Annotated in this window: 19 protein-coding genes and 1 tRNA gene; 6 read left to right on the plus strand and 14 right to left on the minus strand. The window is 53.5% G+C overall.

Annotation, left to right across the window (positions count from 1 at the left end; genetic code table 11):
* The first annotated feature begins 48 nt into the window (after positions 1-48).
* A complete protein-coding gene (locus KGP16_RS21065) occupies positions 49-423 on the plus strand; it encodes a lysozyme inhibitor LprI family protein (protein ID WP_021806174.1) in 375 nt (124 codons plus the stop codon).
* 41 nt (positions 424-464) lie between these two features.
* On the opposite strand, the gene KGP16_RS21070 is transcribed toward KGP16_RS21065, so the two are convergent.
* Both KGP16_RS21070 and KGP16_RS21075 read right to left on the minus strand, forming a co-directional pair.
* Positions 465-686, minus strand: a complete 222-nt coding sequence (locus tag KGP16_RS21070; protein WP_021179822.1) for a hypothetical protein — start codon at positions 684-686, stop codon at positions 465-467.
* A 245-nt stretch (positions 687-931) separates the two neighbouring features.
* Positions 932-1843 carry an EamA family transporter gene (locus tag KGP16_RS21075; RefSeq protein ID WP_059201683.1) on the minus strand — a complete coding sequence of 304 codons (912 nt, stop codon included), beginning with the start codon at positions 1841-1843 and terminating at the stop codon, positions 932-934.
* A 182-nt stretch (positions 1844-2025) separates the two neighbouring features.
* Here KGP16_RS21075 and KGP16_RS21080 point away from each other — a divergent pair, with 182 nt between their 5' ends.
* The 4 genes from KGP16_RS21080 to KGP16_RS21095 all read left to right on the plus strand — a co-directional run bounded on the left by KGP16_RS21080 (position 2026) and on the right by KGP16_RS21095 (position 4278).
* Positions 2026-2244, plus strand: coding sequence for a hypothetical protein (locus KGP16_RS21080; protein ID WP_021806176.1), 219 nt, complete (start codon positions 2026-2028; stop codon positions 2242-2244).
* A gap of 2 nt (positions 2245-2246) precedes the next feature.
* The gene (locus KGP16_RS21085) at positions 2247-2582 is read left to right on the plus strand and encodes a low molecular weight protein tyrosine phosphatase family protein (RefSeq protein ID WP_059201684.1); all 336 of its coding nucleotides are present in this window, start codon (positions 2247-2249) and stop codon (positions 2580-2582) included.
* A gap of 193 nt (positions 2583-2775) precedes the next feature.
* The gene (locus KGP16_RS21090; protein WP_209528718.1) at positions 2776-3717 is read left to right on the plus strand and encodes a hypothetical protein; all 942 of its coding nucleotides are present in this window, start codon (positions 2776-2778) and stop codon (positions 3715-3717) included.
* Positions 3718-3765: 48 nt separating this feature from the next.
* Complete coding sequence (locus KGP16_RS21095; RefSeq protein WP_223500288.1) at positions 3766-4278, plus strand: DUF3828 domain-containing protein; 513 nt, start codon at positions 3766-3768, stop codon at positions 4276-4278.
* 3 nt (positions 4279-4281) lie between these two features.
* Here the strand turns inward: KGP16_RS21095 and KGP16_RS21100 are convergent, their stop codons facing one another.
* The 7 genes from KGP16_RS21100 to xerD all read right to left on the minus strand — a co-directional run bounded on the left by KGP16_RS21100 (position 4282) and on the right by xerD (position 12345).
* Positions 4282-5682 (minus strand): HdeD family acid-resistance protein, encoded by a 1401-nt coding sequence (locus tag KGP16_RS21100; RefSeq protein WP_223500290.1) that lies wholly within the window; start codon positions 5680-5682, stop codon positions 4282-4284.
* Positions 5683-5911: 229 nt separating this feature from the next.
* A tRNA-Gly gene (locus KGP16_RS21105) sits at positions 5912-5985 on the minus strand.
* Positions 5986-6142: 157 nt separating this feature from the next.
* Positions 6143-7660, minus strand: coding sequence for a lysine--tRNA ligase (gene lysS, locus KGP16_RS21110; protein ID WP_021806189.1), 1518 nt, complete (start codon positions 7658-7660; stop codon positions 6143-6145).
* A gap of 9 nt (positions 7661-7669) precedes the next feature.
* A protein-coding gene (prfB, locus tag KGP16_RS21115) for a peptide chain release factor 2 (RefSeq protein ID WP_098929871.1) occupies positions 7670-8768 on the minus strand; the annotation gives its coding sequence in 2 pieces (ribosomal slippage) (positions 7670-8692 and positions 8694-8768; 1098 coding nt in all).
* A 196-nt stretch (positions 8769-8964) separates the two neighbouring features.
* A complete protein-coding gene (recJ, locus tag KGP16_RS21120; protein WP_115159279.1) occupies positions 8965-10698 on the minus strand; it encodes a single-stranded-DNA-specific exonuclease RecJ in 1734 nt (577 codons plus the stop codon).
* 6 nt (positions 10699-10704) lie between these two features.
* Positions 10705-11418 carry a bifunctional protein-disulfide isomerase/oxidoreductase DsbC gene (dsbC, locus tag KGP16_RS21125; protein WP_021806191.1) on the minus strand — a complete coding sequence of 238 codons (714 nt, stop codon included), beginning with the start codon at positions 11416-11418 and terminating at the stop codon, positions 10705-10707.
* 27 nt (positions 11419-11445) lie between these two features.
* Positions 11446-12345 (minus strand): site-specific tyrosine recombinase XerD, encoded by a 900-nt coding sequence (xerD, locus tag KGP16_RS21130; RefSeq protein ID WP_021179811.1) that lies wholly within the window; start codon positions 12343-12345, stop codon positions 11446-11448.
* 93 nt (positions 12346-12438) lie between these two features.
* On the opposite strand from xerD, the gene fldB reads away from it, so the two are divergent.
* Positions 12439-12957 carry a flavodoxin FldB gene (gene fldB, locus KGP16_RS21135; RefSeq protein ID WP_021179810.1) on the plus strand — a complete coding sequence of 173 codons (519 nt, stop codon included), beginning with the start codon at positions 12439-12441 and terminating at the stop codon, positions 12955-12957.
* 35 nt (positions 12958-12992) lie between these two features.
* Here the strand turns inward: fldB and creD are convergent, their stop codons facing one another.
* The 5 genes from creD to sdhE form a co-directional block, all read right to left on the minus strand.
* Complete coding sequence (gene creD, locus KGP16_RS21140) at positions 12993-14381, minus strand: cell envelope integrity protein CreD (RefSeq protein WP_223500291.1); 1389 nt, start codon at positions 14379-14381, stop codon at positions 12993-12995.
* Positions 14382-14484: 103 nt separating this feature from the next.
* Positions 14485-15903 (minus strand): two-component system sensor histidine kinase CreC, encoded by a 1419-nt coding sequence (creC, locus tag KGP16_RS21145; RefSeq protein WP_021806194.1) that lies wholly within the window; start codon positions 15901-15903, stop codon positions 14485-14487.
* The gene (gene creB, locus KGP16_RS21150) at positions 15900-16595 is read right to left on the minus strand and encodes a two-component system response regulator CreB (protein WP_021806195.1); all 696 of its coding nucleotides are present in this window, start codon (positions 16593-16595) and stop codon (positions 15900-15902) included. The genes creC and creB overlap by 4 nt, the downstream gene beginning before the upstream one ends.
* Complete coding sequence (locus KGP16_RS21155; protein ID WP_071681918.1) at positions 16595-17017, minus strand: protein YgfX; 423 nt, start codon at positions 17015-17017, stop codon at positions 16595-16597. Before KGP16_RS21155 ends, creB begins: the two co-directional genes overlap by 1 nt.
* The gene (gene sdhE / locus KGP16_RS21160) at positions 16998-17264 is read right to left on the minus strand and encodes an FAD assembly factor SdhE (protein ID WP_021179805.1); all 267 of its coding nucleotides are present in this window, start codon (positions 17262-17264) and stop codon (positions 16998-17000) included. The genes KGP16_RS21155 and sdhE overlap by 20 nt, the downstream gene beginning before the upstream one ends.
* Between the last annotated feature and the right edge of the window lie 215 nt (positions 17265-17479).

A 17479-nucleotide genomic window follows, 5' to 3' on the forward strand; every position in this document is an offset into this window, starting at 1 on the left:
TTGGTTTACTGTGTAGCCAGTTCAAAACCAAACACGGAGAAGTGCAAAGTGATTAAAGAAACAATCTTGGGATGTTCGCTGCTGTTGGTCTCTGCCACTACGTTGGCCGGTGGTTGTGACAGCCCGCGCACCCCTTATGACGTGACCTACTGCGCGGCATTGGAGATGGTGCAACTGGATCAAGAGATCAATGTGCAATACAAGAAGGTGATGGGGTTGCTGACCCAACCGCAAAAGCAGACGCTGAAGCAGTCGCAGATCGAATGGCTTAAAAATCGGGACAGTCAATGTAGCGACGATTCCATGATCAATGTCGCCTGCTCAAACAAGACCATGCAAAGCCGTATCGATTTTCTGAAAAGCGTAGAGCGGGAATGTAAAAGTACCGGCTGTGACAGCAAAAAACTGGCTCAACAGCAGTAATAGGATCGGGGCGCCTATGCTGCGCCCCGACTAAAAAATCACTATTTGGTTAACGCGATAATACCCAATGTCAGGCCAGCGACCGCTGCCGCCCCGCCTGCAATCGCCCCGGCGGTTTCCCAGTTATCCTGGGTGGTGCCTTTCATACAGGTATTAGTATGAACCAGACGGCCTTGGTCGTCATAGACCGGTACGCAAGGCGACTCGGTAGCACACCCGGACAGTAAAACGGCCAGCAGGCCCGCTGCAATAAACTTACTCATACTCACACCTCGGCGTTCAACAGCCAAAAAAACATCAAAATGAATGAAAATCGGGCCACTGTACCACCGATGCCTATCGCGATGGATCCGGAATAGTCGCAAAATGTGTGGGGGAGTGAAGCTATTAGATTAGGGCCTGCAATAGCAGAGTGGCTCATGGTTTATCGCGCTGCCTTCAATGGATGACGGCACAGCATGAAAAAAAGAGTAGATGAGGGAGTTCAGCATTCTCCCCCTTCACACCACTAGCGCTGTTGATATTTTCTGATGGCAGGCTTGAGCAACCCGCCAAACACATTGACCAACAAGCCCACGATGATCACCAATGCACCGATCATTTGTTGCAATGATAGCCTTTCGCCTAATAACCATGCAGCTGAGACAATACCGATAACCGGCACCAGCAGCGTTAACGGCGCAACGCGCCAGGTTTCGTAACGGCTCAGCAGGTTACCCCAGATGCCATAACCCATAATGGTGGCAACAAACGCCAGATAGAGCAGCGCCAGAATGGTTTCACCTTGAATATGCACCAGGCTGTCAATCAACAGCGCTTGCCCCTCAAACAACCATGAGCATATGAAGAACAGCACCACCGGTACGGGTGTACTCCACACCACCAGTGACATGATCGGCACATTACGATCGCGCATAATCACCTTGTTAGTGATATTCCCCAGTCCCCAAGATAGCGCTGCGGCCAGCGTCAACATCATGGTGGTCAACGTGATACCCGCCGTCGTTTGCCCAGCCATGCCCGCGCTAGCCAGCATAAACATGCCAACGGTGGCAATCATAATCCCGGCAATATGGTTCCATTTCAGCTTTTCTGCCAGCAACAGTGCGCCGAGCAAAATGGTAAAGAAAGCCTGGGCCTGCAACACCAGTGATGCCAAGCCCGCAGGCATGCCAAGCTTGATCGCCATAAACAGGAAAGCGAACTGACCAAAGCTGATGGTGATGCCGTACGCCAGCATCCAGCGGAGCGGGATTTTCGGTGGTTTGACAAACAGGATTGCCGGGAACATGACAAGCGCAAAACGCAGGCCCGCCAGTAAAAACGGTGGCATGCCATACAGACCAACTTTGATGACCACAAAGTTCAGCCCCCAGGCCACCACCACAAACAGTGCCAACAACTTATCCTTTACTGACATCATGCATTCCTTTTATTTCCCGTAGAGAGGTTGCGACCTCGTCAGAGCAGTGGCCACAGAATAAAGACGATTTATTGTTTATAGCCGAAATGTTAGCATTACCGGGCGGCATAAGATGCTGCTGCACCACCTCTCGTATTATCGCGGCTGCTGAACCCCGATAACACCGATGAGGCATTAACATGACTGACATACGTGGCCGGGCCTGGCGCCTGGTAAATAACAAACGCAACAAACACCGTGAGATGGGGGATTTTCAACCCAAGTTCACCAAAGAGAAAAAGTGGAAAATGCTCTATACCCGCTCACATAAAGTGACCCGGGCGAGGCAACTAGGCATTGAATACCCACAAGTATCCCGCGCCGTAGCCCGGCGTAACTCACTTGATGAGATTGATTAACCATGAATGTGCTGTTTGTCTGTAGCCGTAACCAATGGCGCAGCCCTACCGCAGAACGCATATGGCAACGGACTCCCGGCCTGACCACCAGGTCGGCCGGGACCAGCCGTAATGCCAAAAAAACGGTAACGCCGGCGTTATTGCGCTGGGCAGATATGATTTTTGTCATGGAGCAAAAGCACAAGAGCCGGTTGGTTGCCGAGTATCAGCGCCTGTTGGAACACAAACCGCTGCACGTTCTCGATATCCCCGATGACTATCAATATATGGATCCTGAGCTTATCACCCTGCTCGAACAATCTGCCGAGCCGTTCCTATCGCCTTTCATCCTGAAATAATCTTGTCGGGCACATGTCCTCGAAAGCGGTGTTCTCCCTTGCAGCGAGCGGTTTATCGTAAGCAGAAAATAGTCCCTGAGTCTGGTAATCTACCAGGCTTGAGTTCTTGGGTTTTAAGCCTTCCGGCTAACTAGCTAGGGTACAGTAAGACACTAATTCAGGATTATGTGATTGATTATAGGGATATAAAAGTATGATTACCGAACATACCGCGTTTTTCGCCAGCCCCTCCAAGCGATGTGATGATGTGTCTGCCATCGAGCGTAGAATAGCGACAAAGACGCTCTACTTATTGCTTTCTCCCGTTTTCACACTTGTTTTCATTGCATCTCTGGCTACGCCAACCCTATTTTTTATCGAGGGTGACACCTTTCTACTTGGTGTTTTATTTTTATTGATCCTTCTCCCCCTGAATTATTTATTCTTTAAAAGAATTAGCGACAACTTAAAATTAAAGCATGGAGAGGTGTACTTTAACGTCACCTCTCAAGGTGTTTTCTATACGCGATACAACGATCTTTCAGGCGGTGTAAGTCATTATCAGCTACTATGGCCAGAAGTCACAGGTTCGTTAGAAGACGGCACCAAGGCCACGATTGGCTTTCGTAATACGGGCTATAAAAATAATACTAAAAACCTGATTATCTACACCCAAACCCAATCCGGTGAAACGAAAGAAAATTTAATCCCGGTGCATGAAATAAAGAAATTCAAGCATCACTGGGAGATTACACGTGCAATACTGATGCAGATTGCCTCTCTACAACGGCCCGAACTGGTGATTTCTGAGGAGGTTTTCTATGACTTCAATGTTAACCCCTCGACGTTTGAGTTTCAGAAGAAAAGCCGACGAAGAAGGCTGGCAAATTTCGTTGGGATCACTATATCACTTATCCTCATTTTCGGGGCTTTGTATAGTGCATCTATAGGGCTTACAACGATTGAAGTGAGTGGCTTCTGGTTTGTGTTGTCTCTGGTGGTTTTGTTCTTGGCTATGATATTAATCATCGCGTTCACCGTGGTGATCTTTGAGCGCATCCCTTTCTTTAGGAATAGTTTTCCAGCGTATACCTTGGTTTCGTACAGGGCTGAACAAGAACGACCAAGCGTTGCCATCAAGGTGAGCACACCGTAGTATGGACCGTTGATTTAAGGGATAGAGAACGATTAAGGAATTGTAACCATGCGCATTTTTGCTTTGCTCTGTTTCTCTCTGCTTTCGTTTGCTGCACTTACGCAGCCCGCATCGGCCATTGAAAATCCCAGTAACTTTATAGCACGGATCTATGCCACCTATGGCCATGATGATGTTGCAACCGCATTCATCGGCGAAACGGGCCCGAAACGGATTGCTTCAAAGCAATTCCTCGCGGTGTTGGAAGAGGATCAGGCGCTAACCTTACCGGGCGATATAGGCTATCTTGACGCCGACCCGATCTGCCAGTGTCAGGATTATCAGAACCTGGTGGTGACGGATATCAATATTCTCTCGAACGATAATAAAAAATCGCATGCCGCAGTCACTTTTCGCGCTTTTAGTGATAACAGTCTCACGACTACCACCACGTTTGATTTAGTGGCTGAGAATGAGCAGTGGTTTATTGACGATATTTTTGATGCCAATCAGCACAGTGTTCGTAATGCTATTGATGCAAATAATAAAGCCCTGCGTATAAAAGGGGAAACATTACCATAATCGCTACTTGCCTTTGTCATTTGAGGGCTCACTGCGAACATTTGACGCTATCGTGCCCTGCGCTTTTTCATCACGCCATTGCTTGCGCAAAGATAACATTTTCTCCAGGGCTCGTCGTATGGTGGTTATCCAACCGGCCGGCCGGGGATCCGCCAACATGCTCAATGCACGTGCATAGTCAAGCATCAGCCCTGGTGTCCAGGCCATCGTTTTTGCGCGTTTACGTATTTGTACCGCCACCCATAATTCCGGCGTCGTGAGAATTTTACTCAACACCCACCAGTGGCCACGTTGTCCCCATATCTTACTCACTACGCCTTCCAGCGCTGCTTCAAGACCCCGCGCCACACTGCTTGAGCAGTTACGATGCGTGAGATTATACGTATTGTCTTCACGATAAACTTCCCAGAACCGTTTCAGACGTTCAGCATCGTAGTTCCTGATCCGCACACGCTGGGTTGAAGGACACCATGCCCCTGACTCTGTCACATAATCCGGTTGGAATTTCCCTTCAACATTATTGTCTGCGGTTGCCCGCAGCAAGCGGGTAAATTGATCTGGCGACCGATCAATATCGACCGCTGGATACAAACTGATATATATACCTTCCGGAGATTCAAGTGCAGCATGGCCGGTGGAAATCACCCCATTTTTATCCACCGCAGCAATATAACGATCAATCACAGGATGAGGCACCGTTTTACTCTTCGAGGATCCCACAGGAGTCCAGACATGTATGGTCAGTGCAGGTTCATCATCAGCCGGAGGGCCTTCCCATTCAGTCACCAAAGGCGTGGTTACTGCACTACTGGCTTCCTCAGCGGCCTTATTACCCAAAACCGCGGGGTTGACCTCCAGCTTTTTGACGCGCATCGCCAGCATAACCATATTCCACCCACCAAACATCAACCCAAGACCTAAACAATAAGGCACGGTGCCGACATAATGGGTCGGGTAGGGCTGAAAGAAGAAAATAGCTAACATCACTTCCAATACACCGCCAGCCACTACCAACTTCCAGTTTTTATAGCGCACGACCCCAGCGGAGACAATTTGCAATAACCCATCGGCCAAAAACAACGTGCCAAAAATCATCGATAAAATAAAATGGCCATGGTGTTGTCCACTCAAGATCAATATCGCGGCCAGGGAAAATGCGCCTCCTTTCACATAACGCAAGGTACGTTGTCCGCCGATGCCGGTATGCGCGACCATCAGCGTTGCCAGTCCCTCGATCAGCAACAGGAAAGCAAAGGGATGCAAAGGGAAATAAATCGCGTTATCCAACGCATCGATGAAAACGATTAAGCCCGCTAACACGCCTAACCAACCGGCAATCATCAACCCTCGCCAGCGGTTACGTAAATAATCTACCCCAAGTAAAATCATTACCAACCGAACCATGCCTTATCCCCTCTCATTGTAAGGCGGTTTGTCAGATCTACGCAGAAGTGGTTTTCCAAGATGGCATGAGTATAGTTTCAAACTGCATAGGTGTAACTAAACACATTTCTATAGAAGATAGTGGTTTGATTGGGGAAACACGGGTTGAACCAAGTTGATATGGGAAATGATAAAACGTTATTAAATCAGAGAATAGTTGATTTTAGTGGTGTTCAGGGAGACTTGAGATTGGAGCGGGTGAAGGGAATCGAACCCTCGTATGCAGCTTGGGAAGCTGCCGTTCTACCATTGAACTACACCCGCTTAGGTGTGCGACTGGCATTATAACCGGTTATGCGCGCCGGGCAAGAGAAGATAACGCATAACTGCCGATGTTTTAAGCGGTTAGCAACACCCCGCTCTCTTCAGGCGAAAAAAAACCGGCACAGTCGCCTGCACCGGCTTAATCACTCAGCTAACGTTACTTGCTCGGGCGCATGGCCGGGAACAGGATCACGTCGCGGATGGTGTGGCTGTTGGTCAACAGCATCACCATACGGTCGATACCGATGCCCAGACCCGCGGTTGGCGGCAGGCCATGTTCCAGCGCGGTGACGTAGTCTTCGTCGTAGAACATCGCTTCGTCGTCACCAGCATCTTTCGCGCTAACCTGATCGGCAAAACGCTGCGCCTGATCTTCTGCGTCGTTCAGCTCTGAGAAGCCGTTACCGATTTCACGCCCGCCGATAAAGAATTCGAAACGATCGGTGATTTCCGGGTTCTCGTCGTTACGGCGTGCCAGCGGAGAAACCTCTGCCGGGTACTCGGTGATGAAGGTTGGCTGGATCAGATGGCTTTCTGCGGTCTCTTCGAAGATCTCGGTAACTACGCGACCCAGACCCCAGCTCTTCTCTACCTTGATGCCGATGGATTCGGCAATCGCTACCGCGCTAGCCATCTCGTTCAGATCGTCGAGGTTGGTTTCCGGGCGGTATTTCTTGATCGCTTCACGCATGGTCAGCTTTTCAAACGGCTTGCCGAAGTCGAACACCTCATCACCATAAGGCACCTTGACGTCACCCAACACGTCCTGCGCCAGCGTACGGAACAGCGACTCGGTCAGCTCAATCAGGTCTTTGTAATCCGCATACGCCATATAGAGTTCCATCATGGTGAACTCTGGGTTATGACGCGGGGAAACGCCTTCGTTACGGAAGTTACGGTTGATCTCGAACACGCGCTCGAAGCCACCTACCACCAGGCGCTTCAGATACAGCTCTGGCGCGATACGCAGGTACATGTCGATGTCCAACGCGTTGTGGTGCGTGACGAACGGACGAGCAGACGCGCCGCCAGGGATCACCTGCATCATCGGGGTTTCGACTTCCATAAAGCCTCGACCCACCATGAAGTTACGGATCGCCGCCATCACCTGCGAACGGATCTTGAAGGTGTTGCGGGATTCTTCGTTGGCGATCAGATCCAGATAACGCTGGCGATAACGGGTTTCCTGATCGGCCAGGCCGTGGAACTTGTCTGGCAGCGGACGCAGTGCTTTGGTCAGCAGACGCAGCTCGGTACAGTGGATAGACAGTTCGCCAGTTTTGGTCTTGAACAGCTTACCGCGTGCGCCGAGGATATCGCCCAGGTCCCATTTCTTGAACTGCTCGTTGTAAACACCTTCAGGCAGATCGTCGCGTGCGACGTAGAGCTGAATGCGGCCACCCACGTCCTGCAGCGTCACGAAGGAGGCTTTACCCATGATACGGCGGGTCATCATACGGCCAGCTACGGTCACTTCGATACCCAGTGATTCCAGCTCTTCGTTTTCTTTGCTGCCGTATTCGGCATGCAGTTTGTCGGAGGTGGTATCACGACGGAAGTCGTTCGGGAACGCAATGCCGTTCTCGCGCAGCGCGGCCAATTTTTCACGGCGTGACTGCAGCTCGTTGTTGAGATCCAACGCCTGTTCGGCGCCTTGTGCTTGTTGCTCAGACATTTCTGTTCCTCATAACCCGGCTTTCAAACTTGCCTCAATGAATTTATCCAGGTCGCCATCCAGTACGGCCTGCGTATTACGTGTTTCGACGTTGGTGCGCAAATCCTTGATGCGGGAGTCATCCAGCACGTAAGAACGGATTTGGCTGCCCCAGCCGATATCGGACTTGTTGTCTTCCAGCATTTGCTTGTCAGCATTTTTCTTTTGCATCTCGTATTCATACAGCTTGGCGCGCAGCTGTTTGAATGCCTGATCCTTGTTCTTATGCTGAGAGCGATCGTTCTGGCACTGCACCACAATATTGGTTGGCAAGTGGGTAATACGCACCGCCGACTCGGTTTTGTTAACGTGCTGACCACCAGCACCGGAGGCGCGGTAAACGTCAATGCGCAGATCGGCCGGGTTGATTTCGATATCGATATCGTCATCCACTTCCGGATAGATAAATACGGAACTGAAGGAAGTATGGCGACGGCCACCGGAATCGAATGGGCTCTTGCGTACCAGGCGATGCACGCCGGTTTCAGTACGTAACCAGCCAAACGCGTAGTCGCCGATAATCTTGATAGTTGCCGACTTCAGGCCCGCGACGTCGCCGTCGGACTCTTCAATCACTTCCGTTTTAAAGCCTTTGGATTCCGCCCAACGCAGGTACATGCGCAGCAGCATGCTGGCCCAGTCCTGCGCTTCGGTGCCGCCGGAGCCTGCCTGGATATCCAGATAGCAGTCCGCGCTGTCGTATTCACCAGAGAACATACGACGGAATTCTAATTGTTCCAGCTTGGCGCTCAGTTGATCGAGCTCAACCACGGTCTCGTTGAAGGTGTCTTCGTCTTCCGCCTCAACCGCCAGTTCCAGCAGGCCAGTGACGTCTTCACAGCCCTGTTCCAGCTGATCGATGGTTTCGACAATGGCTTCCAGCGACGAGCGCTCTTTGCCTAATGCCTGTGCGCGTTCAGGTTCGTTCCAAACGTCCGGCTGTTCCAGCTCGGCGTTAACTTCTTCTAGGCGTTCTTTCTTGGCATCATAGTCAAAGATACCCCCTGAGAACGGCTGTCCGCTCGGACACATCCTGAATGCGGTTTTTTACCGGATTAATTTCAAACATGATTTTTTGTGTTCTTACGTTGATGTCGTCGATGGCGAAATGCCATTGGAACCGGTAATTCTAGCGGATCCAGCGGCCAGTTTATAGCGAGTTGGTCAGTTTTTGTGGGGGATCAACGTTCAGATGCAAGAATCAACATGTGGCACGTCAAGTCCCCTCTCCCTTTGGGAGAGGGTTAGGGTGAGGGGCTAGCCGGTTAACGCGGCCAGAGGTGCTGAATGAGCAACTGCACGTTACGGTTGCCACGGAACTCGTTCACATCCAGTTTGTACGCCAGTTCCACTTCTTTGATGCTGCTGTCCGGCCACTGCGTAGTATCGATATTGAAGGCGATGCCGTCCAACAATGGGCCGCCACCGAGCGGTTCGATCATCAGCTTCAGGTGTTTTTCGCCCACCAACCGCTGTTGCAGGATACGGAACTTGCCGTCAAAGGTTGGCTCAGGAAACGCCTGCCCCCAAGGCCCGCCCTCACGCAGAAGCTCCGCGGTGGTCAGGGTCAGTTCTTGCATCATCAACTCGCCGTCCGACCAGATCACGCCTTCCAGCATGGCTGGATCGAGCCATTCGCCGACCAGCTCGCCAAAACGCTGGCGGAACTCGTCAAACTTGGCCTCTTCCAGCGACAAGCCCGCCGCCATCGCATGGCCACCGAACTTCATCATCAGCCCAGGATTCAGGGTATCGAGCCGCTCCAGCGCATCACGCATATGCAACCCGGCCACCGAGCGGCCAGAGCCTTTCAAAATGCCGTCGCCCGCAGGGGCAAAGGCGATCACCGGGCGATGGAAACGCTCTTTGATGCGAGAAGCCAGAATGCCCACCACGCCCTGATGCCACTCTGGGTGATACATCGCCAACCCGTAAGGCAATGCGGTGGTGGTGCGTTCCAACTGATCGCACAGCTCCAGCGCTTCCACCTGCATCCCCTGCTCTATCTCACGCCGGGTCTGGTTGAGCGCGTCGAGATCGTTGGCCAGCATACGCGCCTGGGCAATATCGTCGCTCAACAGCATGGCGACGCCGATCGACATATCGTCCAGCCGCCCTGCCGCGTTCAGCCGTGGCCCAAGAGCAAAACCGAGATCGCTGGCCGCCAATTGCCGCGCATCGCGGTTAGCCACTTCCAGCAGAGCGCGAATACCTGGCCGACACTTGCCAGCCCGGATGCGGTTCAGCCCCTGATACACCAGAATACGGTTGTTGGCATCCAGCGGCACCACGTCCGCCACCGTGCCCAACGCCACCAGATCCAGCAATTCGGCTAGATTAGGCATAGCCAGCGCACGCTGTTCGAACCAGCCGCTGTCACGCAGCTTGGCCCGCAAAGCCAACATCAGATAGAAGGCAACGCCTACACCAGCCAAAGATTTGGAGGGAAAATCACAGTCACGCAGGTTCGGGTTAACGATCGCCTCTGCCGCAGGCAAAGTATCCCCCGGCAGATGGTGATCGGTGACCAGCACCTGTATTCCCAAGCCGTGCGCAACGTCAACGCCCGCATGCGAGGAGATACCGTTATCGACCGTGACGATCAGCTCGGCACCCCGAGCCGCCGCCTGTTCCACTACTTCGGGGCTAAGGCCATAGCCATCTTCAAAACGGTTGGGCACCAGATATTCGATAGAGCTACAGCCCATGCTACGCAAGGCCAGCACCGTCAGTGCGGTACTGGTGGCGCCGTCGGCGTCAAAGTCGCCCACCACCATGATGCGGCGGCCGTCGGCCAGTGCCTGCTGCAATATCGCTACCGCAGCATCGATACCGCTCAACTGTTGCCAAGGCAACATGCCCTTGACGCTACGCTCCAGCTCCTGCTCGCCCTTAACTCCGCGCAACGCGTATAAGCGACGTAACAGGGGAGGCAGGCTGGCGGGTAAATGGCTGGCATCTGCCGCCTCGCGGCGGCGTAATTGGGTTTTAATACTCACCGTGACTTATTTCGTGGCTGCGGAGGCTGCATGCGCATCCAACATCGCGGCCATCTCTTTCGGCCCTTGGTAGCCAGGGACAACCATGCCGTTTTTCAGCACGATAGCCGGGGTGCCGTTGATACCAAACTGAACGCCCAGCGCATAATGCTGGCTGATATCGGTTTTGCAGGTTGCCGGAGACACCGCGTCGCCCTTCATGGCAGCATCGAAAGCCTTAGCCCGGTCTGCGGTACACCAGATGGAACGCATATCTTTCTCTGCCTGAGATTCCAGCCCCTGACGCGGGAACGCCAGATAGCGCACGGTGATCCCCAGATCGTTGTACTCTTTCATCTGCTCGTGCAGCTTGTGGCAATAGCCACAGGTGATATCGGTGAACACGGTGATCACGTGTTTCTCTTTCGGCGCTTTGTAGACGATCATCTGATCTTTCAGCGCTTCCAGACGGGTCATCAACAGTTGGTTAGTCACGTTAACCGGCTCGCCGCCGCTGACGTCAAACAGCGGCCCTTGCAACACGTGCTTGCCATCTTCCGTCACATACAGCGTGCCGCCTTCGGTCAATACGGTTTTCAAACCGGCGACCGGCGAGGGTTGCACGTCTGCCTGCTTAATGCCCAGGCTACCTAGTGCTTTCTGAATGGCTGCATCGTCAGCATGGGCCGCGCCGGTAACCGAAGCCACCAGCAGGGAGAGCAGCATTAAACCTTTTTTCATTCTTCCAATCCTTTCGATCCCTGCGCATCAGGCGCGCGGGTGATGCTGTTGATGTAGCTGTTTCAATCTTTCAGTGGCTACATGAGTATAAATTTGTGTGGTTGAGAGGTCGCTATGCCCCAATAACATCTGTACGACACGAAGATCGGCCCCATGGTTCAGTAAATGGGTGGCGAAAGCGTGGCGCAGCACATGCGGAGACAGCCGTTCGCTGTCGATACCCGCTAGGATCGCATAGTGTTTAATCCGATGCCAGAACGTCTGGCGAGTCATTTGTTGGCTGCGGTTGCTGGGGAATAGCACATCCAGCGTCTGGCCGTTCAGCATCCAGGGCCTGCCGTGTTCCAGATAATTTTCAATCCAGTACACCGCTTCTTCACCCAACGGCACCAGGCGCTCTTTGTTGCCTTTACCGATCACCCGCACCACCCCCTGGCGCAGGCTGACATCGCTGATGGTCAACCCCACCAGTTCCGACACACGCAACCCGGTGGCATACAATACTTCGAGCATAGCCTTGTCACGCAGCTCCAACGGTTGATCGACGCAAGGTGCCTGTAGCAAGGCCTCAACCTGCGCTTCGCTCAGATCCTTGGGTAACCGCTGCGGTAATTTGGGCGAGGCCAGCAACGCGGTGGGGTCATCTGCCCGCATTTTTTCACGGTTGAGATATTGGAACAGGCGGCGCATCGCGCTTAACAACCGGGCTGAACTGGTCGCTTTGTATCCTCCCTCCACCCGTTCGGCGAGGAAGGCCTGTAAGTCCAACGCTTCGGCCTGTAACAGGCTGCGGTTGTTGAGAGCCAGCCAACCGGCCAGCGCCTGTAAATCGAGCCGATAAGAGGCCAGCGTATTCTCTGCCAGATTGCGTTCGATCCACAACGCATCCAGGAATTGCTCAATCAGCGCACTGTCTTGCTGTTGCACGCGGTCCTCTCTTGGTTACGTTTCTGCCACAGGCATTATGCCTTAAGGTATACTCGTTGCAATTCTACCTACGGCATTATAAATGGTTTAAACATGAAGATTGGTCTGTTTTACGGCTCCAGCACCTGCTACACCGAGATGGCAGCAGAAAAAATCCGTGAGATTCTGGGTGAAGACCTGGTCGACCTGCACAACCTGAAAGACGTTTCTCCCAAGCTGATGGAAGACTATTCCATCCTGATCCTGGGTATTCCAACCTGGGATTTTGGTGAGCTGCAAGAGGATTGGGAAGCGATCTGGCCGCAACTGACTGAACTAGACCTGAAAGGCAAGATCGTCGCCATGTACGGAATGGGCGATCAGTTGGGTTATGGCGAATGGTTTCTGGATGCGCTGGGGATGTTGCACGACCAGCTTGCCCCACAGGGCGTGCAGTTTATCGGTTTCTGGCCGATCGACGGGTTTGAATTTACCAGCCCCAAACCGCTCAGCGCCGACGGCAAACACTTTGTTGGCCTGGCGCTGGATGAGGTGAACCAATACGACCTGAGCGAAGAGCGTCTGCAACAGTGGTGTGAACAGATCCTGCTGGAGATGGAACCGCTGCTGTAACGAAATTGGGCGCGATATCGCGCCCAACAACGTCTTTATTTCCACAAACTGAAGCGGCTCTCGCCATTACTGGCTGGCGTCTCAGCGGTTTCTGGCTCGGCAATATTACCCTTCAAGCGAGTCGGATCGGCCACCTGATACCAGTCCAGCTTACGCGTCAGCAGCATAATGCCCGCCAGAACCCCGAACAGCAGCACCGAACCTAATACCAGTGCGTTATCTTCCGACTGCAACAGCATATACAGAATGCCATACAGCAGGAGCAGACTGGCGGCGAATAGCATGCCACGACGCATCCCGCGCAGCACGGCGCTGAGGTAGAAGGCAATCAGTCCACTACAGGCCACGCTTGCCAGCAGGTACGCCACGTCGAACCCCAGATGTTCCGAGAAAGCCAGCAGGATCAGATAGAACAGCACCAGCGCCGCCCCCACCAACAGATACTGGATCGGGTGCACCCGCAGCCCGGTCAGGGTTTCGAACAGGAAGAACGCCATAAACGTCAACCCCAGGAACAGCACCGCATACTTCACCGCCCGCTCGGTCAGTTGATAGTGATCGACCGGTTCGATCAGGCTCGTCGTGAAGGTCGGCAGCTTTTCCTCTTCCATGATGCCGTTATCATACATGAATGAGCTATTGATATTGTTGGCAAACCAGGTGCTGCGCCAGCGGGCAGAGAAGCCTCTATCGGTCACCTTGCGCTCATCCGGCAGGAAGTTGCCCAAGAAGTTCGGATGCGGCCAGTTACTTTGTAATAGCAGCTCGGAACTGCGCCCTACCGGCACCAGGGACAAGCTGCTGGTCCCTGCCAGGTTGAGGGTGAAATCCGCCGTCAGCCCTTCTTTCTGCAACGAGGCCAGGGCCAGCGGTGCATGGATCCCCTGAGAAAGCCCACTGACCAAAGTACCCGGCTCAAACTTGGCCTGCTGTTGAATGCCGTTGAGGGCAGAGATGCTTTTGATACCACGAGAATCGCTCAATGACAGCATCAGGAAGGGTTGGCCGATCGTAATGTTGCTATGCTGCAAATCCTCCAGATCGGGTTGGCCGAATTTCACCTGGAAATCCAGTGGCCCCTGATACACCTGAGTCTGGTAGATACCCAGCTTACGGATCTCAACGTTGGGCTTGCCATTGACCACCAAAGATTCGGGCAAAACAAAGCGTTGATAGCGAGTGGTCTCTATCTTGATTTCGCCTTTTTCGTTCTTCTTCTCTTCCCGGAAGGTGTACGGGATCACGATCACTGGCCCAAGAATACGCTGCGCCCGGCTGGTGCTTTCACTCACTTGCCCCACTACGCTCTGGCGATAGCCGCTACGTTCCTGTACCACATCCATGAGCATACCCACCGGGATCATCATCAGGATCATCAATCCCAGCAGGGTGGTTATTTTCCAAAACAGTACCGATTTAAACATCGTGGCAGACTCCTTGTAGGTAATGTCGCTACGATAAAGTCGGCAAGTGAAATCAGAATGTGGTTATGTGAAGGGAAGGTGAAGTGCGGGCAATAAGTTATATTCAGAGTGGTAAAGTGAGGATGGCCTTCGCGCCTGTGGGTTGCAGGTTTTGCAAACGGATGGTACCACGATGCAGGCGCGCCACTTCCTGCACGAAGTTCAGGCCCAGGCCGCTGCTCTTGGGTTTATCTTCCCGTGCCAGCGAATAGAAGCGTTCAAATACCTTATCCAGCGCATAGTCGGGTATGCCGCTGCCAGTATCGCAAAGGGTGAGCTGGTAATGATGCTCCAACCGCTCGCCATTGATACTGACCGAGCCACCGGCAGGGGTGAAATCCAGGGCATTATCCAACAGATTGCTCAGCGCCTGCCCCAGCAAAAAGGCATCTCCAGTCAGCGATGCTTCCGCTAACGCCCCCAATTCAATCGTGACGCCACGCTGCGCCGCCTGTGCTTCTTTACCCGCGACAATCTGCCGGACTAACGGCACCATCGCTACCGCAGCCAGTTCCAAACCGGGCCGGCTTTCTAACTGCGCCTGCACCAGCAACTTATCGACCAATTGCTGAATGCGGGCACTCTGCTGTTCGATGTTGGTCAAAAAGCGTTTCGCCGTCGCGGGAGGCGGTGATTCCTGCAAGAGTTCCGCCGCGCCACGGATCGCCGCCAGCGGGCTTTTCAACTCGTGTGTCAGGGTATGCACATATTGTTCAATATAAGCCTTGCCTTCCAACTTCATGCGCATGCTTTCCAGCGCTTGCGCCAGTTGGGTCAGCTCAACGCTGCCCATGCGTGGTAATGGCACCGCCTCGCCGTGCGCCACTCCGTCGGCATAACGCACCAGGCGGTTGATCGAACGGTTAATCCACCAGACGAAGCCCAGCCCGATCGCTAGCGCAATCCCTAGCAGCACTGCGCCCGCCAGCAAAATACGCCGCTCGCTGCGGCGGATCACCGGTGCCATGGTGCTGTTGGGTTTGCCGACACTCAACACGCCGATAATCTGCCCTTGCTCCACCACCGGTGCGGCCACGTACATCACCGAACTGCTCTCGTCATCGGCAATCGTCCGGGTGCTGCGCGCACCGTATTGACCACGTAATGTCAGATAAACATCGTTCCAGCGGGAGTAATCCTGCCCCAACGCCTGGCCTGAGGAATCGAAAATCACCTTGCCGCGCCCATCGGTAAGATAGACACGATATTCGTTCCTATCCTTGCGGATCCCGGCGATATTGGCCCCGATCGGCCGCTGATTTAGCTGGGCGATAGCCTGTGCCAACTGACCTTTTGCCGCATCCCCATGTCTCATATCCAGCCGCGCCACCTGTGCCAGCAGGTTGGCGGTATCCACCAGCGTGCCTTCGGTGGCACGCCGTACGCCAGGCTTGACCTCCTGCACGAAAATGCTCAGCACGAAATAGCCCGCCACCGCCACAATCAGGAAATAGCCCAACAGCAGGCGCAGGCCAATCCTCATGGCTGGCGGCTCACGCTATAGCCTAAGCCACGATGGGTATGGATCGGGGGTTCTGCGGCATCGATCGCCCGCAGTTTGGCACGCAGCGTTTTGATATGGGTATCGACGGTACGATCCAGGCTCTCTTCCGCCTGGGCCCAAACGATGTCCATCAACTGCTGGCGGGAGAACACCCGGCCAGGCGCTTGTAACAGGGTTTTCAGCAACAAGAATTCATAGCGGGTCAGCGGCAGCGGCTGTTGGTGGTAGCAGATCGTGGCTCCCTCTTCATCCAGGCTAAAGGCACCAAAATGATAAAGGGCAGGCTGTTGCAAGCGCTGCTGCTTGTGTAAACGCCGCAGGATCGTGCGCACGCGGGCGCTGACCTCACGTGGGGAGAAGGGTTTGGCTACATAGTCATCGGCACCGATTTCCAGCCCGATCAGGCGATCGAGTTCACCGCTGCGCGCGGTAAGAAACAGGACCGGTAAATCCGCCGCCTGCGCCAGCAGCCGACGGCAAAGCTCAAAACCGTTGATATCGGGCAGGCCGACGTCGAGGATCACCAACGCCGGTAAGCCCTGTTGCAGAGCCTGCAAAGCAGGCTCGCCACGTTCAAACCAACGCACCTGAAAGCCTTCGCTCTCCAGGGTATAAATCAGCGTATCCGCAATGCTGGGCTCGTCTTCTACCAGCCAAAGCAGCGGTTTCATTATACGTCCTCATCGGTAGCGGATTGTTCAAACAACAACCGTTGACGCAGTTGGCGCCAATCCGCTTTGCTCATGGAATCCGAAGCCAACCACAGCCGATGGCGTTTCTTGCCGTCGATCTGCTGAAGCGACAGCAAAATACCGAACCCAGGCATCCAGGGCTTGTTCACCATCAGCCATTCTCGGCCATGCCACTCAATCCGGCGTTCAGCCAGCAACCGCAGTTCTCCCTGCCTGGATGCAATGCGCTTTTGGCTGCGAATGCACTCAAACACCACCAACGTCAACAGCACCAACCAGATCGGGCCATAGCCTTCCGGCCACGGGGCGATCAGGATCAGTAAAATCAGCAGGCCGTGAGTCAGCAACGAGACTAACTGGGTACGCCAGGAAACGCGGACATCACATCGCCACAGGGCCACGGGCTTTATTTCGCATTTGGATCAGGGACACCATTCTCTGCAGATCTTGATCCTGCGGAGCGCCATGATTCATCAGCCAGTTGAACAAATCGGGGTCGTCACATTCGAGCAAGCGGATGAATACGGCCTTGTCTGCATCACTCAGCGTATCGTATTCATGTTCGAAAAACGGCATGATCGAGATATCCAACTCGCGCATGCCGCGGCGGCAGGCCCAGTGAATACGTGCTTTATTATTAATATCCATGTTGTTATGACTAACCTCTTTTCGGCATGGCTTGCCATGCTCTTGGGCAACCGACACTTGGTATGGCAACGCGCGCGCAATTTAATTCCGTCAGCCAACGATTTGGGTGCAATTGGGTTTCGTTGGCCGTAAGCGCCTAGAGTAACAATTTGACATACTCGCCGGGAAGGGCGTTCACCCAACAAAACGTAAAATGTCAAAAAAAGCGCTGCCTG

Source organism: Serratia sp. JSRIV006 (assembly GCF_019968685.1).
In the GTDB taxonomy this organism is placed as follows: Bacteria; Pseudomonadota; Gammaproteobacteria; order Enterobacterales; family Enterobacteriaceae; genus Chania; species Chania fonticola_B.